The organism is Kosakonia sp. SOY2 (genome assembly GCF_027109175.1).
In the GTDB taxonomy this organism is placed as follows: Bacteria; Pseudomonadota; Gammaproteobacteria; order Enterobacterales; family Enterobacteriaceae; genus Kosakonia.
Map to the genome: position 1 here is coordinate 1575213 of NZ_JAPVXH010000001.1, position 21951 is coordinate 1597163.

The following is a 21951-nucleotide window of genomic DNA, read 5'->3' on the forward strand; positions in this document are numbered from 1 at the left end:
AGCTATGTCGAACAAACCCTTTGTTTATCAGGACCCGTTCCCGCTGGCGAAAGACGATACGGAATATTATCTGCTGAGCCGTGAATATGTCTCCGTCGCCGACTTTGACGGCCAGCAAGTACTGAAAGTCGAGCCGGAAGGGCTGACGCTGCTGGCACAACGCGCGTTCCATGACGCGTCTTTTATGCTGCGCCCTTCCCACCAGAAACAGGTGGCGGCCATTCTGCATGACCCGCAAGCGAGCGAAAACGACAAATACGTTGCTCTGCAATTCCTGCGTAACTCTGAAATCGCCGCTAAAGGCGTGCTGCCGACCTGCCAGGACACCGGCACGGCAATCATTATGGGTAAAAAAGGTCAGCGCGTGTGGACCGGCGGCGGCGATGAAGCCGCGCTGGCGCGTGGTGTTTATAACACCTACACCGAAGACAACCTGCGTTATTCGCAGAATGCGCCGCTGGATATGTATAAAGAGGTCAACACCGGCACTAACCTGCCTGCGCAGATCGATCTCTATAGCGTCGACGGCGACGAGTATAAATTCCTCTGCATCGCCAAAGGCGGCGGTTCAGCTAACAAAACCTATCTCTATCAGGAAACCAAAGCGCTGATTACACCGGCGAAGCTGAAAAACTATCTGGTTGAGAAGATGCGTACCCTCGGCACGGCAGCCTGCCCGCCATACCATATCGCCTTCGTGATTGGTGGTACGTCTGCGGAGTCCACGCTGAAAACGGTGAAACTGGCCTCAACCCGCTACTATGACGGCTTGCCGACCGAAGGTAACGAACATGGCCAGGCATTCCGCGATGTCCAGCTTGAACAAGAGCTGATGCAGGAAGCGCAGAACCTTGGCCTCGGCGCGCAGTTCGGCGGTAAATATTTCGCTCACGATATCCGTGTCATCCGTCTGCCGCGCCACGGTGCCTCCTGCCCTATCGGCATGGGCGTCTCCTGCTCCGCCGACCGTAACATCAAAGCGAAAATCAACCGCGAAGGTATCTGGATCGAGAAGATGGAGCACAATCCGGGGCAATATATTCCGGAAGAGCTGCGCCAGCAGGGTGAAGGCGATGTGGCGAAAATCGATCTCAACCAGCCGATGAAAGCGATCCTCGCACAGCTTTCCGCGTTCCCGGTATCAACCCGCGTTTCGCTGAACGGTACGATTATCGTGGCGCGCGATATTGCTCACGCGAAGCTGAAAGAGCTGATTGATAATGGCGAAGAGCTGCCGCAGTACGTGAAAGATCACCCGATCTACTACGCCGGCCCGGCAAAAACGCCAGAAGGGTATGCGTCCGGTTCGCTTGGCCCAACCACCGCAGGGCGTATGGACTCCTACGTGGATCTGCTGCAATCGCACGGCGCGAGCATGATCATGCTGGCAAAAGGCAACCGCAGCCAGCAAGTGACCGATGCCTGTGCCAAACACGGCGGTTTCTATCTGGGGAGTATTGGCGGCCCGGCTGCCGTCCTGGCGCAGCAGAGCATTAAGAGCCTCGAATGCGTGGCTTACCCGGAACTGGGTATGGAAGCAATCTGGAAAATTGAAGTGGAGAACTTCCCGGCGTTCATTCTGGTGGATGACAAAGGTAACGACTTCTTCCAGCAGATCCAGAACAAACAGTGCGCCGGCTGTAACCAGCGTTAAGTAAGATGTGAAAAACCCCCGGCGGAGTGTCCGACCGGGGGTTTTTGTTGTACATAAAACAGCGCATGTTTAGTTGATGCGGAGATCATCTTTCCAGCAGAGTCGATAATAGCGCGCAATAATCTTCGCCAGCGCTTCACGTTCGCCAGCCCCAATGACACTGCCGTCATCCCATCGTTTAAGGCTCGTTTTATCCAGCGTGCTGTAGCGCGCAGAAACCTCACAAATCAGTGCCCGTTCATTAAGCTGAAAGAAAAGAAACTCGCCCCGGTAAAGCAATTTAAGGCGAATAACGCCCCATTCGGCGTCATGAAACTGACAGGCGGAACCATCGCGCTTCAGTTCCTGCAACTCTTCGCGCCACGCTTTATTGATCATCGCTAACCACCAGCAGCGCATAAAGTGTGGCGATGTAACGGGCAGGCTGCTGCTCTTTATAACTGAAGATAACCAGCGTTTTCCCCTGCCCGCCTTCGCAGCTATGCGCAGAACAAAGAAGCGAGCCTTCTGGCGCGGAGTAACGCGTATAAGCCTCAGGATTGAAGGTAATGACTTTGATTCTTGCCGCCACCGCGGCCTGAATATCCTCGGGTAGCCGGGCAAAATCCCCGCTCTGGTAGAGATCCGGCTCAATTGGCTTCTGGCAACGCGGACAAATCAATTCGACAGGTTGATTAAAAAAGCGCGTTTCCTCGCCATCGTGCAGCATCACGCGTTTCTTAATAAGTTTGTCGATTTTCATCGTCGTCACCCTGCGCGAAAAATTGAAAATTCAGGTCGCCCTTCAGTCATTTCCAGTGCTGATATTAATGGCCCGCACTTTGCCGCCGGTGACATCGAAAGCGATATTTTTGTGCGCCAGTGAATACATAATCCACTCTTCGCCATCGCTGTTATCGGTTTCACCCGCACCATAAAACTCAATCACACGCTGTTTCGCATCGCCTGGCGCCACGCCACGCACGGTATGCAATGTGGGGGCATGCAGCGTTATCTGCCCGATGACGTAACTGTCGACGCTTTTGCCGCGCTGCTGCCAGTCGATATTAGCGCTGTAGATATCAAAGCCCGCAAAAATGTGGCGGTAAAATTTATAGTTTTCCTCGCCAAATGGCACTTCACCAACAAAATCCTCGCGGGTTTGTTTCCCGAGCGCCGTCAGCAGATTGCGATCCCAGTCCTGCCCCAGGGTGATAGCCTGTTTATTGATTTCCACGGTGAAGTCGTTTTCCGTCAGCGGCGTTTGCGCCGCATGGGCAGAAAAAGCAAACAGCAGCGCAAAAACAGGGAATATTCGACGCATTAACCTTTCCATAGTCAGTCAAAAGAAGCGCTATTTAAGCCAGCTGCCCGCCTGGTTGACAAGCGTTTTACCCGCCTGCGTCACCACCAGTTTCGGCGGGTTGTAATCGACAAGATAAAGCACATCGCCATTACGGAATTCTGCGCCAATCACGCGGTTTTCATTATCCAGCCGCGTTTTACCGTGCAGGCTAATCTGCTGGCTGTCGCGGTTTCGCGCGCCGGTATAAAGCAGATCATCGCAAGGCGTGGTGAACGCGCCGCAATTATTGCGGATCGCCAGCATAAAGTTATCAGTGCGGATAATTTTCGTCGTCGCGCCAGCGTGAACAGTCTCTTTAACCAGCGCGTAATTTTCCGGGGCGTAATAATCACCGTGTTCAGGCGGTTGCGTCAGATGCCACGCCAGCTTGTCACCATTAATAACCAGCGTGGCTTTGCCGTTTTTACCGCCAAAGCTCGAATCAAACGTAACGATGGCGGTGTCATTTTTCACCTCGCCGCGCAGGTTATCCTGCTGTTCATCCGGGCAATCAATGCGGTTGCCGCGCTGAGTGATAAAGCAATACGATCCAGTAAGCTTGTTATTCTGCTGGGATAATTTCAGCGTTAATGTGGATTCGTTACTTTCACTGCCGTGCCACTGACCGGAAAAATCAGTTGCCGACGCGGCGCTGGCGCAGCAGGAGAGCAAGAAGCTCGCAACGACAACATAAAGCCGCTGCTGAGTTGAATGAATAGCGTGCATAACGTGCGTCTGTTCCTTTTCAGCATCACAAAAAATGAGTGGATTCTTAAGGTCCGTAAAAAAACATCAAGGTCGACAGGTCGTTAAGCTCCGCTTTCGATAACGTATTTTTTTCCATGCGATCGTACTGGTAGATAATCCCTTTCATGGGAATGGTCGATGGATGCTCTCTGGCTATGGTCATTAATGTTTCAATATCCGACGGATTTTTGAGCGCTCGGCTGAGGAATTTGTTCAGTAACGCTTCGCCCTCTTCACGGGTTAACAGATCCATGCGCATTTTCTCATATGGTTAATTCAGCAGCGAAAAGCTGATGGCTGAAATAATTACCCTCGACGCCATCAACGCATCTCTGTTTTGCAGCACTATTACCTGCGCCTTTGGAACGTACGGTGACAGGCATGCGAATCTACTCATGCGCTTTCCAGATACCTTTTTCATCGAGAAGGATTTTATTGTTTTGTATCACGGTTAAGCTGTTATCAATTTTACTCAGCAGATAAGTGGTGGTGCCGTTTTTAAAGGTGTAGGTAATAACAGGGCAGATCAACTGTTCACAAGATTTCCGCACCGCAAAGCCATGCAAATTGACTTCGGCCCGATCATTTTTACGCACGCCGTAGTACGTTGCTTCGTCACAATTCGCGCCGTTACCACACACCGTGACCACTTTTATCTTAAATTTAGGGGTTTCAAAAAAATCGACGAAGGTCTCAGCCGTTTGAGTAATCGCGGGCGTGTTAAACGACACGTCCTGAAAGCGGCTAACCCATTGTTGCAACGCATCAGGAATGCGTTTTTCACCTGTATTGCTTTTATAGTGTGCAACCGAAGCCGCTGGCACTACCCATGCGGCAGAAAGTCGACCATCCGGATAAATAACAAATGCGGAGGCATTTTCCAGATAGAGATCTTTCAGCCAGCCTTCCACGAATAACCCGCCATCCGCAGTGTGTCGCGGTTCGCCATAGACATCGAAATTGCCTGCAAACGCAGCGTAATCTGCCCCCAAGACATTTTTTAACGACGCCTGCACCTGCTTATCCACGGTGATATTTTCGACCGTTTCGAGCGTGTCATAATGGTTAATATCAATAACCGCAGCAGCGTCAAATGAGAAAAAAGAGAACAAGCAAATGAAAAGGATCGACAAACGCACGTTGCCAGTAAAAAGATTTCGCATAAAGTTAATTCACTTCCTAATTAGCGCACTTTAAACTCAGGAACCGGGACTTCACGATGTTTGTATTTATCATAATTGTCGCGCATATCTTTTGCTAACGAGACCATTTCATGAAAATCGCTATATCGACTTAACTCGGCATGGTCGAGAATAAAACATTTTTGCACATCCCACATACTGTTATAGGGCCAAATCATGCAAATAAGATATTTATCGTCGCTTTGCAAAATAAAGAAATCGCCCTTTTCTTTATGAATAACGTTCACTTCAGCCATAACTACTCCTGATAACTCTATAAAACAACAACGCTGAATATGCTAAAAAGCATCATCAAGATAATTTTTTTCTTTACTGTCATGTCGATAAGTCAAAACTAGGGCTCAAAATTTCAGCAGGCGAGTCCAGTGGGAATTGAATTTCTGAATAGAAGCTAACAGACTTTATATGCATCTGATTTTTACAGCTTAATGGAGCAACCCTGTTGTTCCGTTCGAAAAATAATCACACATCAAAATCATCTGGATACAGCAAAGCCAGCCTTTTTTGTTTCTCATAATAATTTTTATTAATTTGGTGCGGCAACTGTACCTTTAATCCCTTTCGGATCTGAGAGGCAATATAAAAGGCATCAGTCAATCGTTCAAAGAAAACCTCATCTGAAGATTCAAATTCTTTTGCAGCAAAGATACCAAAAGTCAGATCACGTAACTTACTTTTATCTTTCTCTGTACCATTTACGACATCCTTTAAGTATTTAAGCTGCGCTGCGATTGACTGATACATTGGCACAAGTGAATTTGCTGTTTGATTATTTTCTATGTCCTGACATCTTTTAGTCGCAAGGTTTAATGCTTTTTCTATATATTCGGATGCTGTCAGTTCAGGCATTGGACACTCGTTTATGCGTATGATAACTGGTTGCAAATTACATATCAAACTTATTCTATTCTCGTTAAAAGTTACGTCCGTGAAGATAAAACTTATTAATTACATTAAATTATTAAACTATAGATAGCAGTAGCAAATATTTTGACTCGTCGGAAATGACGTAGTCTGCAAATAAAGAACTTATAAATCATGTCGAATCGATAAAAAGAATTGATTTAGCCATGAAAGGATTGGCCAACTGACACCATCACACTAATTTTAAAAAACGTAATCTGACGCAATTTACTTTTACAAAATAAAACAAACATATAGGCTTTTCATTTTTAAAACCATCGCTGAAATTATTCACTGGCACAATGCAATAATATTATATAGACTTGAAACCCGTCTTTTCAAACAGACAAATCGGACAAACATCACATAGGTAAGATGATAATTTATTAATAACAACTCTGTCATTCATTTTTTTATTTTCGCGATCCCTGTCATACAAGACATACTCACCATCGCAATTAATATTCAGCTCATCTAACAATGTACGCTCAACCAAAATATGCTGCTTTGCCATAGCGTCGTCAGGCTGGACAATGGTTAACCGAATTATATCGTTTACGATGATATTTTTCTCTAATGCCTCGTTTATCGCCTTTGAGACAGTTGCATTGCAAGCTACTGTGTGGACTGAGCAAAATGAAAACACGCCAACCTCGTATTTGAAAAATGACAAAGCTAAATTTTTCATTTTTCACTTTATCAGGAATATGATCTCTACTACTGCTGAAAAACCGGCTTCGTTTATGTATGTATTCTGGCAATAAACACACTTTCGTTTCATGTAATCTTCTTTATCTCACAAGAATCATGTGACAAAAATGGGTAAAATATATTTTTTAATGCTCCAAAGTCACCGCACAATTCAATGTCGGAGGAACTCCTATGAAACGTCACCTGGCCTTGTTCTCGCAAATGCATGAAGCAAGAAGAATCTATTTACAAGAATGTTGAGCGACCGCCAAATTATACTTACTCTAAGACATTCTCATTAGGCATTCTCTCAACCGATAAATCAACTGTTTATCATCGAGACAATCTACTGGTCTAAGATTATCAAGCATCGGAACGTGCTGCTCAATCCACCAGATACCTTCCTTAATTCCTCTTTTACCGTAAATAACCACTGCCAAATCCAAGGCGCCATTGAGTTTACTCGCTAAAAACTTTGCATTATCATCAAAATAATCTTTATTATAAAGCGCTACATAACGTTGCCAACGGTCATCACCAGCATAGAAACCCTCTAATTTTTTCATTTCTTAAAAACCTTCGGACGATTATTGAAACCGCAATTTTTTCAAATGATGGTTAACTCACTTAAATAAGCCTTTGGATAATAAAGCTTAATGATTTCCAGGATCGTATCTCGTTCTTGTTCTTCAATTAGTTTTCCGTTATCCCAGCGCTTAATGCTTTTTTTACTTAACATTGCATCTCGTGCAGAGATTGTGCAAATTAGCGCTCTGTCATTTAACTGAAAGTATAACCCTTCACCACGATAAATTGTTTTAAGGCGAATCACACCATAGGTTTTATCTGCAAACTCAGAAGCCGTGTCATCATTTTTTAAGTCTTGAAGATAAGTGATTTCGTCGCTATTCACTTTAGCCCTCTATTATAAAGCCTGTGGTATGTGCTTAAAAAAAGTCAGGATTAGGAATACTTATTTGCATTAAATAATCGACTCCTGGTATATAACGATTATGAAATTTTACTTTTTATTCGCGCATTTTATGACGTTAATTCTGATTTAGTTACAAAGCTATAACGCCGTACATCGACAATAAAAATTACAATCTGAAGAATAGCTGAGTCTCTTCTTTAAAATTCACTATCTTGCATCTATACGATAAGTATCTTTATCTGTCCAGAATATAACATTATAATTTCCCCAATTAACACCCTAGTCTTTGTAATACTCCATCACTGCTGATGGATACCAGCCATTTCCATACAGGAAAAGAGCTCCTTCATTGATGAGCTCCGCTATGATTTTTTTGTTTATCTTTATCCTCAGGGACCGGTAAGGCCATTACTTCACCAGTGGATAAAATCCTAAATTTTTTAGCCTGTTAATCAAAACCTGATCACTTATTTTTATTTTCACCTCTTTTCCAGCTATATCAATTACGATGATAGAATGATCAGGTATGTTATTCATTTTGTATTTACCCGTGCGCTTGCTGGAGTTGATAGTGGTTAAGCATTTTATCGTAGATTAATCAAAGTATAACGGCAATACATATACCGAATAGAAAAGTAATGGTCATTTAAAATGGGATTATTTGGAATCTTCCCGTTAGCATTCAAATAATTTATTCATTAAAAATTCCCCATCCTCATGATTACACAAGACTGATAGAATTTAATGAACACATGTGGCCATTAAAAATAATCAAATCGTATTCAAGGCATTAGCATCAGGCATACTTTCAATCTCTTAATGAGTTGAGGATCATCAAGACAATCTAATGGCCTTAATGCATCTAAAGCAGATACCTTTTGCTCCAGCCACCACAAACCTTCATTGAGGCCCCTTCGTCCATAGATGACAACGGCCATATCTACGTTACCTTTAATCTTTTTTGCGATAAATCTTGAATCATCGTTAAGATAGTTATCTAATTAATATTTTACAAAGTCATTCCAATCATCATCACCTCTATAGTCATCTTCAAGTGGTGGCATGATTAAAGACTCCGCAAAAACTAAAGGAAAACGTATTTGATCTTTTTAATGGAACATATTTTTTTGCCACTATAAAATCATCAAATAATATTACTTGATGTAAAATAATAAATTAAATAATTTTCCATGAGTCATATGACAAATAACCTTTTGATGAAGCTTATATTTTTTCATAAAAGTAGAGTAAGAGTAACAAGTACTCGCTCTACTAAACAGACTATCCATGCTAGTACACTATTAGTGAATAAATATCCACATTGACATAAGTCCTTTACTTAATTAGCGCCGGTAATGGCATACAATCTCAGCAGTCTGGTTATGTGGATCATATGACGCATCTATATCACCCCATTTATTTTGGAGGGGTAATAAATGATTTGTCTGCTCCTGAAACCAGGCTCTTAGACTTTTAGTCAATTTCCCATCAAACTTCTTTTGTAAGCCATAAAATTTTTGCGTTGGAGCCAGTAACCAACCTTTCAGAGCAGCGTTTTCAATGGAAGACCCATCAAAATAAATAATGACAGTAACTTTCTCTTTTTTATTTTCCTGGTTAATATCTGTGGTTGTTCGATAGTTAAGAACCACATCGTTCACTTTGGGAAACCATTCATCCCATAAAACATTTTGCGATAGGATGTCTTTCTTTTTCATCTGAGGTGAAAGCGTTAAATTTTCATTAACTTCTAATATTCCAGTATCACTATCGAAGTTCATTTCACATTCCTAATTTAAACGGAAGGCCAATTGGTTCAAGCACAGTTTTATAGTTTGATATAAAATACTGCGTCCCGTTTCCTTGACCAAAGATAGTCGAATCCTGAGCTAAAGCTTTTCCTGTTCCAGCAATCGCAACACGTTTAACACGGTAGGCCTGGATCTGACCACGATAGCCAAAGTCACGATGTGGTAAAACTTGTAAACTTTGCCATAATTTACTCCTGCTTCCACCAGCAGCATCAAGAGTTGCCTTATCGAAATAGAACCCCGACTGCCCCGGTGTACCACCATAAATTATCTCACCTTCTTTCAGCATGGTATTTGACCATGAGTCACGACCTTTATATGCTCCATGCCCTTGCCATTGTCGACCAAATGCGGCCTGGTTATGGTCATTTGCTTTTGTCGGCTTACTCGGTTTGCAAGACCGTCTCAACCCCCACGGATCCACCCACCCCTGCGCATTCGGCGCATACTGGTAAAGATTGAGCCCACCCGCCAGCCCTATCGGGTCCTGCTGGGTAAAGCGCCCGCAGTCGGGGTCGTAATAGCGGAACAGATTGTAGTGTAAGCCGGTTTCGCGATCCAGGTACTGTCCCTGCATGCGCAGGTTCTGGGCATATTCCGGCGCATGCAGCGGTGTCTCATGCAGCAGTTTACCCCACGCGCTGTTCTGCCCTACCCAACGCAACTCACCTTCCACGTCGGTGAGACGCTCCGGCGTGCCATTTGGCTGATTGTGGAACCAGTAAACGTCCGGGTCGGTAATACCGTCGATGCGCGCCAGCGGGTCGAAGCTGCCCTGATCGCTGTAAACATAGGTCAGCGGCACATCGTCGTGAATTTCCTGTAATAACCTGAAACCGTCCCAGACGAAATGCGTGGTAACGCTTTGCCCGACCGGCTGGCCAGCGCGCATCTGGCGGCGTGTTTTGCTGATGCGTCGTCCCAACGGGTCATAACGAAAACTGACCTGCACCTGCGGCTTATTGCGGTCACGCGGCTGGCTGATGACCTCCGTCAGCCGGTGTTCGCCATCATAGCGATAGCGCCAGCGCGTCTGGCCGTTATCTTTCTCCACGGTGCGACCGTGGATGTCATATTGCCAGCGGATACCATGCAACTGAGTGACGCGGTTGTGACGCACGGCATGCTGCACCGTTGTATCGACAGGGTTGCTCGCCGCATCCCAGCGCCACTGCTCCTGCCCCGGCAGAGTACCGTCCTGCGTCAGCAAGCGCCCGGCATCGTCGTATTTCCAGCGATACCAGTTAAACGGATTATCGTCCCGTTCTTCACGCACCAGATTATTGCGGTGATCGTAATCCCAGCGGCGGGACCAGCGTCGCGGCGCCGGACGTTGCGCGTTGCCGCTAAAGACGTCGCGCCGATGCATGCGCCCAAGGCGATCGTAATCACTGCGGGTAGTGAGCAGCCCTTGTGTGCGGCTAATTTCCCGGTGCAAGGTGTCGCGGCCAAAATCACTGATCGGCAGGTTATCCAGCGCAATACTTAACAAATGCCCGCTGCCGTAATAGAACTGTTTCAGCTCACGGCCATCCGGCAACTGTAGCGAGGTGCGGTTACCCAGCGCATCGTAGCCCCAGCGGAGTGTACCGTTTTCCCCCTGCTCGCCGATCACGCGTCCCAGCGCATCGAAAGTGAAGTTCAGCTCCTGCTCCGCTTCGGCGCTCCAGCTGTTTTCATCAAGCGCGGGATGCAGGCTAATGCGTTCAGGAAATCCCGCAGCAGACCAGCGCCAGCGCGTCTGGCCTTCCGGTGTGGATCGCGCGAGCAACTGCCCAGCCGCGCTCCAGCTAAAACGGTGGGTAATCGCCTCAGGGTGCCCGGCGGCAAATGTGCGCGACAACGTGCGTCCGCAGGCATCGTAGGTATAGCGGCTGACAACGCCATCCAGCCCCTGCTCTTCCAGCAACAGGGAATCCGCCCCCCAACGGAACTGGTAGGCTTCCCCGTTCTCGTTATGCAGGGCGACCAGGCGGCCACGGCTATCCCAACTGCGGCGGACCTCTTCCCCAAGATGGTTACGCGTCGCCACCAGCCGTCCGGTGTTGTCATAACGAAACGCGCTGCGGCTGCCATCCGCCGCTTCATGTTCTGTCGGTAACCCCTGTTCGTTCCAGCGCAGCGTTTCCAGCCAGCCTTCTGCCCGCTCAAGCTGCACCGGGCGGCCTGCGGCATCATAGTGGTAACGGGTTTCTTCCCCGTCCGCCGCCTGCACCGCAACCAGCCAGCCGAGAGGATGGTAGTGATAACGAGTGAGATGCCCGGAACAATCCGTTTCGCGGATAACCTGACCGGCATCGTTGTACTCCATGCGACGGCTATTGCCAGCCGCATCCACTTCTTCGATAACCTGACCAAACTCGTCGCGATGCCAGACGGTGCTCTGCCCCAGCGCGTCCACCGTGCGCGCGAGGCCAAAATGTGGGTCGTAAAAAAAGCGTGTTGTACTGCCGCCGGGTTCGGTTATTACCGCTGGCAACGCGCGATTTTCCAGCCACCGGGTGGCGCGTTCATTGCCGTCGGCATCAATCTCCTGGACCCGGTTGCCCATCTCGTCATAAACGAAGGTCATGGCATTGCCGAGCGGATCGATACGGCGGGTTAATTGCTCGTTGTCGTTCCATTCGAAACGCCAGTTCTCGCCACGTTCATCGACGAAGCGAACAATCAACCCCTGCGTATTCCAGTAGTGCTGGCGCGTCTGGCCGTCATAGTGCGTAACGGTAGTTAACCCGGCATCGAGATCGTAGGCAAAGCGGCAGCCGTCTCCGGTATTGGTGCGGTTTTCAATGACGCGCCAGTGATCAAACCTCGCCCAGCGGTATTCGCTTTCCAGCCCGCCCGCGGCGCGGTGCCAGACCATCAGGCCGTCATCGTTATAACGATACTCGCGCGTCACGATCCCGCTGGCATCGGTTACTGTTGCCAGTTGACCGCGCGCGTCGTAATGCCAGCGCATCAGCGACCAGTGGTGTTCGCCATCAAAATGGCTGGCGGACGTCACACGCTGCGAAAAACGCGCGTCATCATAAGCGAACGTCACATCAATCGCGCCGGGCGCATCATGAAGCCGTACCAGACGCCCGTGCTCATCCCAGCCGGTTTCCAGCGCGTTGCCATATTCATCACTGAGCGAGGCAAGGCGCAGGATCGCCGGGTTGGCGCGGGTGGGTTTGAATAAACGCCATACCGCGCCGTCATCATCAGCAATGGCGACATCGCCATTATCATTGCGCCGGATGATCACCCCTTCGCTGATGCTGTACATCGCCTGATCAACCGACGGCAAGGTGAAACGCAATTCACGCCCGGTTTCGTCAAACCAACAGGCTTCATCGCCCGTCAGCACCAGATAACTATCAAAAACGGTCGACCAGCCCGCACCAAACAGCCCGGCGCGTGACGTCAGGCTGTTATAGCTGCGCTGCAACCGCAGCGGAAAGCGCCCCGGCAGTGAGAAATCAAGTTCCTGCTCGTCATTAAGGACTTTCACACCGGTGGCGGCATGCACCGGGTGCGGTGAGCCAAATATCGCATTCACCGCCATGTCCGCTAACATACCGCCGCCTGCGGATGCCAGCGCACAGGGCATATTTTTTAAAATTTTGCCGGGGCGTCCGCGGATAAGCGACAACGCGATCATCGCCACCGCTAAACCGGGCAATTTGCCACTTTTGATATCGCGCACCGTCAGGGTTTCGCCGCCAATGATCACATTCGGCGAGACATTATCGGAAACGGTGCCTTCACAGGTGGTTTTGTCTTTCGCGCGAACGGCTGGCTGGCCGTTGATAAACACGCTTTTCGACCCCTGGGCCAGATATTGCGGCCCGGAGTGCTTCTTGCAGGCCACTTTGTCCTGCTCCAGCGGCGATGTCCCGGCGTCCGCCGAGCCGACGGTCGGCTGCCACATTTCGCTGCCAAAATGTTTTGCTCCGGCAAGTAGCATGCCGGCGTAATCGGCGAAACTGGCGGGCGATTGCGGCTCGGCAGGCGGTGTATCCGCCGGGGTTAACGTTCCGGCCGCTCGCGCTGCGAGCTTATTATTGGTCAATACGTTGGCCGAGCCGGTAACGATTTTACCCGCGGGCGACGGCGGGAAAAGCGCGTCGCCAAGGCTATTCGCCATATTACTGATGTCATCGGTGATCCCGGCGACGTTAGCGAGGATGCCGCCAACAATGCCGCTTAACAGGCAACTGGAACCAATCGCCGCCACACTCGCGGCAGCAGCACCGGCGCCCAATAAAGGCGCAGCAGTCGCCGCCGCGAACGCCACCGCCGAACCAATCGCCGCATAGGCGACCCCTTCGGCAACGATACTGGTGATATCGGCGAAAACGCTCGAGTGAATGATTTCATCGCCCTGACGGGCCGCGTGTTTGTCGCTCATGCTACCGATTCCGTTATTCGTGCAGCGTCAGACTGTGTTTAATGGAGTCCCAGCGCTCGCCATCTTCATCGGTAAAAGCGCGCAGTGCCGAAAGGGTAAAGATCATCACTACCGCCGCGCCCGGCGCCTGAACGGCAAACTGTTTTTGCCAGATTTGCTGACCGTTACGGGTAAACACCGTTTCCACTTCTACCGCGCGGGTTTTGTTGTCGCGGCCAACGAGAATACGCGCGAATTCGCTCTGTGCGATATCGCCCATTTGCGTACGCAGCACGTCCCACTGGCGATAAAACTCTTTCTCAAAATCGCTGCCGTCCGGGATCGGGCCGCGACTGACGATCAGCGATAAGCCACTCTCTTCATCGCGAAGCATGGTCATACTGGTGTCCTGCCAGCCGGCAGGAAATAATGAAAAGGAACCTTCCTGGAGGGTATATTGCATAAGTTAATCCTGAAAATTCCTGAGGGTCATATTTTTTAAATAAGAGGGTTGCGCATAAGGAAAACCAAATCCAATGCCATTTCCCTTTTCATCAAGTGGTGTGTTCCAGGAGAAAGTTTCATCTTTAGAACGCCCGCGCGGAACATCAATTAACTTTAATTGCGGGTAGGTTTTCCTGACGTCCTCTAACAAAATATCGGCATTCGCGACATCGTAAGAAATGATATAAACCTTACCCGGATTATGCAGATCAAGACGGACTTCCATATTTCTGATTTCAATACCGCCGTCAATCGTGAACGGTTCTGCTTTTAATCTCTCCGCAATATTGGGATCTTCACGCACAAATCTGCCGGGAATGATTGCATCTAGTTTTTCTACATCCTGGCCGATTGTGTTTTTAAGCTGTGTCGCGAATTGCCATAATGATTGTACTTTCATATTATTTTCTTCTGCGCATGAATAAAATGAGGAGAATAAAGCGAATGTCATTACGATTATTTTAGTGAGGTGCCTTACCTTGCATATAGTCATCGTACATATTCCCGTAATGGTCTTCATAAACTTCATTGGTTGTTGAACCGGATGCAACTTCACCCCTGCGGTAAATTTCTCCAATTGCTTTACTGGCTTCATCGCGGGTTATTTTTCCGCTGTCCATATCTTTAAATGCCTGGATATATTTCATCTCATTCGATGAGTCAGTCATTGAGCCAATATCTATACCGCTATTATGATAAATCTCGCGGCGGACCTGAATTTCATTTAGCGTGGCCTGCCCTTCATCTTTAAGCATGCCGTTAACAAAATTACTTTTTGAGCTGAAGTCATTTTTATAAGGACTGGTCGCATGGCCGACTTCATGCGCTAACGTCATGACCGCTTCATTATCATCCGCCATACTTTCCGGATCTAATACCATGACTTTATTTTTCGTATCGGTCCAGCTTCCCCCCCCTGGAACGTTAGGTGATATATTCCACTGATCATCCATGAGTTTTTTTAAATCGCTCTGCATTTTGGGAGAACTGTTTATTTTCTTCACCACGCCATCACTGAACGGCATGAATTGACTTTTACTCTTCTCGTTACTAAAAACATAATCCCCCTTCAGCGGCGGCGGCGCTTTGTATTTCGTCACCGGTTTAGCAGCCCCCGCCGGAGCCGCTGCCACAGGGGCCGCGTGTTGCACGTTACCCTGCGGGGAAAATTTCGCCTGTACTGCGGAGTTAATATTCCCTTTATGGTCAGCTCCTGGCGCGGTAGTCGGGGCTTTTGTTCCGGGAGCATTGAGATGCAACTTACCGCCGGTGGTAATGTGCCCATCTTCTTCGACAAAGAAGTTAAAGGATTTACCAATCAGGTTGATTTTGCCGTTCGCATTAAGCTCAATGGCGCTGTGACCGGATACCAGCCGCAGTTGCGTCCCGGAAGCCAGAATAAACTGCTCCACCACCGCATCGAGCTTGCCTTTGCCGGTAAGGATTTCCGTTTGCCCTTTCACGGCCTGCGTCTGATTCGTTTCGACGCGGTACAGCTCATTTTTACGTACATAGTGGCTGTGGTTACTGCCGATCGAGCGCGAGGCGTCGTTTTTGACGTGAACATCCATGTTGCGTTCCGCCTGGATCCACACCTGTTCTTCGCCCGCCTTGTCTTCAAAACGCAGGGCGTTGGCGTTATCGACCGAACCATCTTTCGAGCGGCTGAGGAAGCCCATCTGCGTGGCAGCAGCAGGTAATGCCCACGGCGGCATACTCGCTTCGTTATAGACACGCCCGGTAACGATCGGCCGGTCCGGGTCGCCGTTGATAAAGTCGATCACCACTTCGTCGCCCACGCGCGGGATTTGCACCCCGCCGAAGCCCTGCCCCGCCCAGGCACTCGACACACGCACCCAGCAGGAGCTGGTGTCATCGCCTTTTGCCAGACGATCCCAGTGGAATTTCACCTTCACCCGGCCATATTTATCCGTCCAGATGCTTTCGCCCTGCGGGCCGACCACTTTCGCCGTCTGCGGACCGTAGGTTTTCGGCCACGCCGTCACCGCCGCCGGGCGGAACACAACCGACGACGGAATGACGGTGAAATCAATGCGGTGCACCGTTTCGCCGTCGGAGCCGCTGGCGTAGCGGTTTTCCTCGAAAAAGTAGTTCGCTTCGGTGGTCAGGTACTCGCCGTTATCGCTGAAAAACGGCGCGTTATACAGCGCAAAGGTGTTTCCCGGTGCGACACCAACCGCCGTGGCAGTGCCCTGAATCTGCTGGTGCTCCACCTGCCAGCGCTCCTGGCGGATACGCGCGTAATACTCCCCGTGACCGTGCTCGACAAAACGCCCCGGCCAGTCGTACACGTCAATGCTGCCCGGCTGCGGTGACGCCGGGTTCTGCCGCGCCTGGAACAGCCACGCGTTCGGCTTGCGGAAATCGTAATCGTCGAGGCTGTAAATGCCCGGCGTCACGCTGTCCTCCAGCGCCCACTGGCTGATGCCCTCTTCGTCGGTCGCGCCGCCGGACGGCGTCTGGTGATACGGAATGGTTTCATAGCCGCTGAAAGGCTGATGTTCGGTCGCCGCGTCGGTCAGCACCAGCACATGGCGGTCGGCTTCGTGGCGGAAATGGTAGGCGATGCCCTCAAGCTCCATCAGACGGCTGATGAAATCGAGGCTCGATTCCTGGTACTGCACGCAGTAATCCCAGGTGCGGTAACTGCCGGTCAGCTTATCTTCCACGTTCACCTGATATTCGCCGAGCAGCGTTTTCACTATCTGCGGCGCAGTCTGGCCCTGGAAGATACGCAGGTTGCGGTCGCGTTTCATCGGCCACAAATCCGGCTCCACGGTGAGCTGGTACACCGCGTAACGCGTCCCCGAAAGTTCAACGGCGCTCACCGCCACGCGGGTGATTTTGCCGTTGATATAGCGCGTGCCCGTTCCCTGGGTGGGAATATTGATGGTTGCGGATTGCCCCAGCAGCTTGCTGCGGTCTGCCCGCGCATCGGTGCCCAGTACCGTCAGCGCCAGCGTAAATGACTCCGACAGCGCTTCGCGCCCGGAGAGTTTCCAGAAAAGTAAGTCCCCGACGGGTAACGTCGCCGTGATCCTGTTCGCCATAACCATGATTCCGTAAAAAATCAATCACCGGAAAGCGCACTTGCTGTTGCCTGTGCGTTCGTTTTTTTAGGTGGAAAATTACTGTGCGTTGCGTGTGCCGTTACGGTGCCAGCATTAATACTTTGAACTGGCTTGGCACAATGCGCATACCAATGGCATTGGTGGAGTTTTGCAGGCTGACGCTGGTTAAGCGCGTTGCCGGTGTACCTTTCAGCAACACGGTGAACGCGCCGGTCAGATGGCGCGACGGCCCCATCACCGTACCGGACGCCACTCCCGTTGCCACTCCGGGGTTATCGCCATTGGTCAGCGGCGTAATGGTCGCCATATTGTGCGCGGGCATGCCCATAAACAGAATATTGAGCGCGTTCGGTATCGCGGTTGGCCCCAGCGCGATATCCGGGTACGGGATTGGCGTCGGAGCTGGCATCGGCGTCAGACAGACATCCGGGAACGCGAGATCAACACCCATTAACTGGCAGTTTGCAAACATCGAATTACCCCATATGGATCTGTTCAGAATCGACTTTAGTGATCGCTTTCGAGGTGATCACCGTGTTTTGCGCGTGCATACGCAGATAATCTTCCGCTTTCATATCCAGTTGCCCGGCGCGCACATGCTCGGTCTGGCGGGTGGTGCGAAACAGGTGCTGGCTCATCTGCGTGACCGTCTGCCAGACGGATTCCGCGCGTTTGCCAACAATGCGCGAAAGCGTAACCCATGCGGAAATCTTGTCACCGCTGTAGTTCATCTCACTGATATGGCAATCGCCTTTCGCCGCACTGACATTCAGCGCCTCGCTGCTGAGGGTTAACGCGCCCTGGCTTGTGATACGCAAGTCGCCCGGCACACTCAGCTCGGTGGCGTCCTCGTTACCGCGCTCCAGCACGGCGAGTAGCCACATCTGGTTATCGACCGCGCTTATCAGCACCGTATCGCCCGCCTGCGGTGCAATCACGCAGCTTACTGCCCGGCGGCAGTGCCAGCCGCGCCCGTCGCATTCGACCATCAGGCTGCCATCGTCAAAACAGTGGGTGACGCGTGCGGAAAACTGGCCGCCGGGCAGCGTGGCGAGAGTCAAAGGTTGATTGAGGTTGTTCATTGCAGGTCTCCGTAAATTCGGCTGTGGCGTTCGGCGGTCCAGGCCTCCGCCGCCAGTAACTCTTCGTCGTACTCAAGAATGCCTTTGCGATCGGCAAACCGCGCGCCCTCTTGCCGCGCGCGATGAAAACGGCTGCGCGAGAAGATCGCGCCGCGAAAATCGGCTTCGCACACCTCCGCGCCGCTGAAATCGGCATAGGTAAAATCACACAGGGTGAAATCGACCTGTCGGGCCGCAACGTGTTGCAGAATGCTCTGGAAAAAACGGCTCTGTTTAAAACTGGCCTGCTGTAATGTCGCGCCGACAAAAATCGCCTGATCGAACAGGCTGCCGTGGGCGTGCGCGCCGCTCAAATCGGCCTGCATAAACAGCGCCTGCGTGGCATTAACGTTGTTCAGTCGCGCTTGTCTGAGCGATGCGCCTTTGAAATTGCACTGGGTGAGCTGCGCCCCGCTAAAATCAGCGCCATCAAGCTGGTTATCGGTAAACTGGCAGCCGGTGAACTGATGTTGCGCATAGTTTTTGCCGCGCTGGTCGCAGTTAAAAAACACCGCCCGTTCAAACTGGCTCCCGCTGAGATCCGTATTGCGCAGATCAATGCCGTAGTACGTGGTCAGCAGGTTATGGCAATGGTTGAGTTTCGCCCCATCAAGCGGGCACTCAAACAGTGTCGAACGTTCTAAACGCGCACCGGTAAAATGACTTTTATTCAGCGGGCTGCGCATAAACTGGGTGCTGTCAAAAGCCGACTGCGTGAAGTCGCAGCCGTTTAATGTGCATTCGTTGAATACGCAACGCAGCAGCGCGGTATTGCTGAAATTCGCCGCGGCTACATCACACTGGTTAAACACGGTCTCTTCGAGGTGTGCCGCTGTAAGCGCGGCGCCTGCAAGCTGGCATTCGGTAAAAACGCTCTCCTGCAGATTGCAGCCCTGCAGACTGGCCCCTTCGAACGACACCTCCTGAAAAATCCCGCCGGATAAATCACATCCGCGCAGATCGCAGCCATCAAGGTTGAGTTCCATAATGGCCTCGCCGCTTTTCACTTTTTGCTGCAACTCTGCGGCACTTAACTGACTCATATCACCTCCCCGTCGCGCTTCGGCAGGGTTTTCACGCGTTTGTTATAGGCACCCTCAAATTTCGTGGTGCTGTCCGCTATCGACTGGGAAAGATCGGCGCGGAACAGATTGCTGAAACTGAGATCGGCACCTTCAAGACGGCTTTTTTGCATCATCGCGCCCATTAAATTGGCGCCGGTAAAACGCACACGCCGAAAATCAGTTCGCATAAACAGACTGCCGGTTAGCGTCGCGCCGCTAAAATCCGCCCCTTCACATTGCGCCTCGCTGAGATCGCTGTTATCGAGCTTCGCACGAACGAAACGGGCGTCAGTCAGTACCGCCTGGCGTAAATTGCTCTGCTTTAGCTGCGCGCCGCTGAAATCTGCACCACACAGCGTGCCTCCGGATGCCACCGCACAGGTGATAAGCGTGGCGTCACGAAACAGGGCTCGCTCAAGGCGGCTCTCTACCCAGGAACAGCCTTCCAGATGTGCCCCGGCAAAAGAGGCACTTTGCAGATCACACTGGATAAAACTGCTTTTATTCATTGTTGCCGCGCTAAAGTCAGGTTGCGGCAGCGTAAGTTCCATAAACACACAATTATCCAGCGTCGCGTGACGGAATACGCACTGGCTAAAGCCGGTTTTACGCAGCAGCAGGTTTTCCAGCCGTGCATGGCTGAAATCACAGGCGTCAAACAGCGCATCGGTCATTTCCGATTCTGTAAATTGCGCACCGGTGAAATTGGTCTGGTGGCACTGCGCCAGCGCAAGACTTGCTTCGGTGAAGTTGCATTCGCAAAGCGAGGCATCCTGTAAATCCGTACGCGCCAGCATCGCATTGCTGAAATCAGCGCCGTCAAGCTGGCACTGGCTGAGGTTGGCACACTCCAGCAGTGCATTGCGGAAATTGGCGCCACGCAGATCCATGCCGGAGAAATCCGCGCCGGTCAGATCCAGCCCGCTGAAATCTCCGCCCTGCGCCATCGTTCTTTCGGCACGCTGGCGAATAATCAGCGCGATATCGCCAGTCAGTTTGATGGCAGGTGGTTGTTCGGCGGCAGACATCAGATAGAGTTTGTGCAGCGCTTCCCGGCTCTGCTTTAGCTTTTTCTCACTCATGTTGTCGGCGTTGCGCTCCAGTAAATCCTGCATGCGCATCATCGATTCCGGCCCGCGCGGCTGGTTTTCCTGCGCATTCATCTGCGGGAAACGCGCCTCCATCTCTGCTTTGCGTGTTTCGGCCTGCGCCTGCATTTGCCGGGCTTTGCGCTCCATCTCTTCGATAAACTCAGGCAAATCCTCCAGCTTCGGAAGTGCGGGCTCCTCCATCTCCTGGAGCAGATCGGCGGTATCCGCGCCCTGTGCTTCCAGCCGCGCACGATGCTGCTCGCGCAGCTGCATGGCGCGGTTTTGCTGGTTATCGCGCATCGGGCTGTGGTTTTCCTGTACCTCGCTGTCGATCCACGGGCCGATAACCTCTTCAGGTATCAAATCTTTTTCACGGAAGGCAAACAGCGCGCCTTTCTCTTTATCCAGACGCTGATGGAGCACTTTGCGATAGTGGTTGACCGAGCGGGGAGCACCGATTTTTTCCAGCGCAGGCATCAGTTGCAAAACGTCTGCCGCATCGTCTTCATTGATACGCTGATTGCCCTGCCAGATAAGCACCATCTGCTCAAGATGCGGGAAAAACCACACCGTCGTGGCGCGCAGCGCGATCTCTTCAAACAGGATCTCATCGCCGCGCTGGCGCTGCATAAAGCAGCGCGCCTGCCACGGCGGCAGCGTGCCTTCCTGCAAATGCTGCTCCGGGTGCATATTCCAGATGCGCCATGCGGCCTGCGGTGGTAACGCATCCCGCTCTTCCCACCACTGATCGGGGCTGGCGGCGTTAAATACCCGCCAGTCAATATCGGGCGCAAAACCAGGAAAATCATGCTGCAACCAGCGGGCATCGTAGTTTTTACCCATCCGGCGAAAGCGGCGAGGCCAGAGAAGATCCAGCGGGCCGAAAGAGGCTGGTTCAGGTTTTGCGCGCGGAGACGTGACACGCTGATTTAAGAGTTCAATATTAGGCAGGCGACGAAATCGGGTGCCGTTGTGGTTTTCTTCCACGGCGCCGATACCGTGCGGGTTTTCCTCAAAACCTTCGCCCCCGAAAGCGCGGCTCCAGTCGAGACGCATCTGTTCAAAAGGTTTGGCGGCGGTCGGGCGCGAACCGGCCCAGTAGCGATCGCCGGTGACGGCCAGCGTTTTACTGAGCTCACCGATTTCAATGCGCACCGCACACGCGGTTTTATCCTGATGATGGTGCGAATAAGCGAAGCCGGTAGCGAGGAATTCGGCGCGCGCTTTCGGCATTGCCATATCCAGCACGCCGCCGCTGGTTTGCAACTCGCTGGCGGCCAGCTGCCACAACTCGACTTCAGGACGTAATTTTGGTTGCGCGCTCATATCCAGCAGCGCGAGAACAGAAACACCCAGGTGATTTTGCCCCTGCAGGCGAAATGGGCGATTAAGCACACTCAGCCGCAGCGGTTTAATAATCTTCATATAACATCCTTTGGAAG

At 50.9% G+C, this 21951-nt stretch carries 21 protein-coding genes; 1 reads left to right on the forward strand and 20 read right to left on the reverse strand.

Features of this window, described 5'->3' with window-relative positions; all coding sequences use genetic code 11:
* Positions 1–4: 4 nt before the first annotated feature.
* A complete protein-coding gene (gene fumA / locus O3S68_RS07435; protein WP_269231163.1) occupies positions 5–1654 on the forward strand; it encodes a class I fumarate hydratase FumA in 1650 nt (549 codons plus the stop codon).
* A 69-nt stretch (positions 1655–1723) separates the two neighbouring features.
* Here fumA and O3S68_RS07440 read toward each other — a convergent pair whose 3' ends face one another.
* The 20 genes from O3S68_RS07440 to O3S68_RS07535 all read right to left on the reverse strand — a co-directional run bounded on the left by O3S68_RS07440 (position 1724) and on the right by O3S68_RS07535 (position 21934).
* Positions 1724–2032 carry a hypothetical protein gene (locus tag O3S68_RS07440; protein WP_016495693.1) on the reverse strand — a complete coding sequence of 103 codons (309 nt, stop codon included), beginning with the start codon at positions 2030–2032 and terminating at the stop codon, positions 1724–1726.
* Positions 2022–2396 carry a hypothetical protein gene (locus O3S68_RS07445; RefSeq protein ID WP_269231164.1) on the reverse strand — a complete coding sequence of 125 codons (375 nt, stop codon included), beginning with the start codon at positions 2394–2396 and terminating at the stop codon, positions 2022–2024. Before O3S68_RS07445 ends, O3S68_RS07440 begins: the two co-directional genes overlap by 11 nt.
* A gap of 42 nt (positions 2397–2438) precedes the next feature.
* Complete coding sequence (locus O3S68_RS07450) at positions 2439–2957, reverse strand: hypothetical protein (protein WP_269231165.1); 519 nt, start codon at positions 2955–2957, stop codon at positions 2439–2441.
* 30 nt (positions 2958–2987) lie between these two features.
* Complete coding sequence (locus tag O3S68_RS07455; protein ID WP_269231166.1) at positions 2988–3704, reverse strand: hypothetical protein; 717 nt, start codon at positions 3702–3704, stop codon at positions 2988–2990.
* 46 nt (positions 3705–3750) lie between these two features.
* On the reverse strand, positions 3751–3978 hold the full coding sequence (locus O3S68_RS07460; protein WP_269231167.1) for a hypothetical protein: 228 nt from the start codon (positions 3976–3978) through the stop codon (positions 3751–3753).
* A 136-nt stretch (positions 3979–4114) separates the two neighbouring features.
* Positions 4115–4753: a hypothetical protein gene (locus O3S68_RS07465; protein ID WP_269231168.1), complete on the reverse strand. Its 639-nt coding sequence runs from the start codon at positions 4751–4753 to the stop codon at positions 4115–4117.
* Between the two features lie 155 nt (positions 4754–4908).
* Positions 4909–5163 (reverse strand): hypothetical protein, encoded by a 255-nt coding sequence (locus O3S68_RS07470; protein ID WP_016495690.1) that lies wholly within the window; start codon positions 5161–5163, stop codon positions 4909–4911.
* Positions 5164–5389: 226 nt separating this feature from the next.
* The gene (locus tag O3S68_RS07475) at positions 5390–5776 is read right to left on the reverse strand and encodes an immunity protein Tsi6 family protein (protein WP_269231169.1); all 387 of its coding nucleotides are present in this window, start codon (positions 5774–5776) and stop codon (positions 5390–5392) included.
* 367 nt (positions 5777–6143) lie between these two features.
* Entirely contained in the window at positions 6144–6518 is a 375-nt protein-coding gene (locus O3S68_RS07480; RefSeq protein WP_269231170.1) for a hypothetical protein, read from the reverse strand.
* Between the two features lie 286 nt (positions 6519–6804).
* Complete coding sequence (locus O3S68_RS07485; RefSeq protein WP_269231171.1) at positions 6805–7086, reverse strand: hypothetical protein; 282 nt, start codon at positions 7084–7086, stop codon at positions 6805–6807.
* A gap of 41 nt (positions 7087–7127) precedes the next feature.
* A complete protein-coding gene (locus O3S68_RS07490) occupies positions 7128–7433 on the reverse strand; it encodes a hypothetical protein (protein WP_269231172.1) in 306 nt (101 codons plus the stop codon).
* Between the two features lie 1364 nt (positions 7434–8797).
* Positions 8798–9235: a hypothetical protein gene (locus tag O3S68_RS07495; protein WP_269231173.1), complete on the reverse strand. Its 438-nt coding sequence runs from the start codon at positions 9233–9235 to the stop codon at positions 8798–8800.
* 1 nt (position 9236) lies between these two features.
* Positions 9237–13658 carry an RHS repeat-associated core domain-containing protein gene (locus O3S68_RS07500; protein ID WP_269231174.1) on the reverse strand — a complete coding sequence of 1474 codons (4422 nt, stop codon included), beginning with the start codon at positions 13656–13658 and terminating at the stop codon, positions 9237–9239.
* A 13-nt stretch (positions 13659–13671) separates the two neighbouring features.
* On the reverse strand, positions 13672–14100 hold the full coding sequence (locus O3S68_RS07505) for a DcrB-related protein (RefSeq protein ID WP_097405807.1): 429 nt from the start codon (positions 14098–14100) through the stop codon (positions 13672–13674).
* A gap of 3 nt (positions 14101–14103) precedes the next feature.
* Positions 14104–14541 (reverse strand): hypothetical protein, encoded by a 438-nt coding sequence (locus O3S68_RS07510; protein WP_269231175.1) that lies wholly within the window; start codon positions 14539–14541, stop codon positions 14104–14106.
* 61 nt (positions 14542–14602) lie between these two features.
* Positions 14603–17212 (reverse strand): type VI secretion system Vgr family protein, encoded by a 2610-nt coding sequence (locus O3S68_RS07515; RefSeq protein WP_269231176.1) that lies wholly within the window; start codon positions 17210–17212, stop codon positions 14603–14605.
* A 100-nt stretch (positions 17213–17312) separates the two neighbouring features.
* Positions 17313–17705, reverse strand: coding sequence for a DUF4150 domain-containing protein (locus O3S68_RS07520; protein ID WP_016495682.1), 393 nt, complete (start codon positions 17703–17705; stop codon positions 17313–17315).
* A 4-nt stretch (positions 17706–17709) separates the two neighbouring features.
* Positions 17710–18315 (reverse strand): DUF3540 domain-containing protein, encoded by a 606-nt coding sequence (locus O3S68_RS07525; RefSeq protein ID WP_269231177.1) that lies wholly within the window; start codon positions 18313–18315, stop codon positions 17710–17712.
* Positions 18312–19397: a pentapeptide repeat-containing protein gene (locus O3S68_RS07530; RefSeq protein WP_269231178.1), complete on the reverse strand. Its 1086-nt coding sequence runs from the start codon at positions 19395–19397 to the stop codon at positions 18312–18314. Before O3S68_RS07530 ends, O3S68_RS07525 begins: the two co-directional genes overlap by 4 nt.
* Positions 19394–21934 carry a DUF2169 family type VI secretion system accessory protein gene (locus O3S68_RS07535; protein ID WP_269231179.1) on the reverse strand — a complete coding sequence of 847 codons (2541 nt, stop codon included), beginning with the start codon at positions 21932–21934 and terminating at the stop codon, positions 19394–19396. Before O3S68_RS07535 ends, O3S68_RS07530 begins: the two co-directional genes overlap by 4 nt.
* Positions 21935–21951: the final 17 nt, after the last annotated feature.

Coding starts and splice junctions, on each gene's coding strand:
- fumA (WP_269231163.1), top strand. CDS start 5: ATGTCGAACAAACCCTTTGTTTATCAGGACCCGTTCCCGCTGGCGAAA.
- O3S68_RS07440 (WP_016495693.1), bottom strand. CDS start 2,032: ATGATCAATAAAGCGTGGCGCGAAGAGTTGCAGGAACTGAAGCGCGAT.
- O3S68_RS07445 (WP_269231164.1), bottom strand. CDS start 2,396: ATGAAAATCGACAAACTTATTAAGAAACGCGTGATGCTGCACGATGGC.
- O3S68_RS07450 (WP_269231165.1), bottom strand. CDS start 2,957: ATGCGTCGAATATTCCCTGTTTTTGCGCTGCTGTTTGCTTTTTCTGCC.
- O3S68_RS07455 (WP_269231166.1), bottom strand. CDS start 3,704: ATGCACGCTATTCATTCAACTCAGCAGCGGCTTTATGTTGTCGTTGCG.
- O3S68_RS07460 (WP_269231167.1), bottom strand. CDS start 3,978: ATGGATCTGTTAACCCGTGAAGAGGGCGAAGCGTTACTGAACAAATTC.
- O3S68_RS07470 (WP_016495690.1), bottom strand. CDS start 5,163: ATGGCTGAAGTGAACGTTATTCATAAAGAAAAGGGCGATTTCTTTATT.
- O3S68_RS07475 (WP_269231169.1), bottom strand. CDS start 5,776: ATGCCTGAACTGACAGCATCCGAATATATAGAAAAAGCATTAAACCTT.
- O3S68_RS07480 (WP_269231170.1), bottom strand. CDS start 6,518: ATGAAAAATTTAGCTTTGTCATTTTTCAAATACGAGGTTGGCGTGTTT.
- O3S68_RS07485 (WP_269231171.1), bottom strand. CDS start 7,086: ATGAAAAAATTAGAGGGTTTCTATGCTGGTGATGACCGTTGGCAACGT.
- O3S68_RS07495 (WP_269231173.1), bottom strand. CDS start 9,235: ATGAACTTCGATAGTGATACTGGAATATTAGAAGTTAATGAAAATTTA.
- O3S68_RS07500 (WP_269231174.1), bottom strand. CDS start 13,658: ATGAGCGACAAACACGCGGCCCGTCAGGGCGATGAAATCATTCACTCG.
- O3S68_RS07505 (WP_097405807.1), bottom strand. CDS start 14,100: ATGCAATATACCCTCCAGGAAGGTTCCTTTTCATTATTTCCTGCCGGC.
- O3S68_RS07510 (WP_269231175.1), bottom strand. CDS start 14,541: ATGAAAGTACAATCATTATGGCAATTCGCGACACAGCTTAAAAACACA.
- O3S68_RS07515 (WP_269231176.1), bottom strand. CDS start 17,212: ATGGCGAACAGGATCACGGCGACGTTACCCGTCGGGGACTTACTTTTC.
- O3S68_RS07520 (WP_016495682.1), bottom strand. CDS start 17,705: ATGTTTGCAAACTGCCAGTTAATGGGTGTTGATCTCGCGTTCCCGGAT.
- O3S68_RS07525 (WP_269231177.1), bottom strand. CDS start 18,315: ATGAACAACCTCAATCAACCTTTGACTCTCGCCACGCTGCCCGGCGGC.
- O3S68_RS07530 (WP_269231178.1), bottom strand. CDS start 19,397: ATGAGTCAGTTAAGTGCCGCAGAGTTGCAGCAAAAAGTGAAAAGCGGC.
- O3S68_RS07535 (WP_269231179.1), bottom strand. CDS start 21,934: ATGAAGATTATTAAACCGCTGCGGCTGAGTGTGCTTAATCGCCCATTT.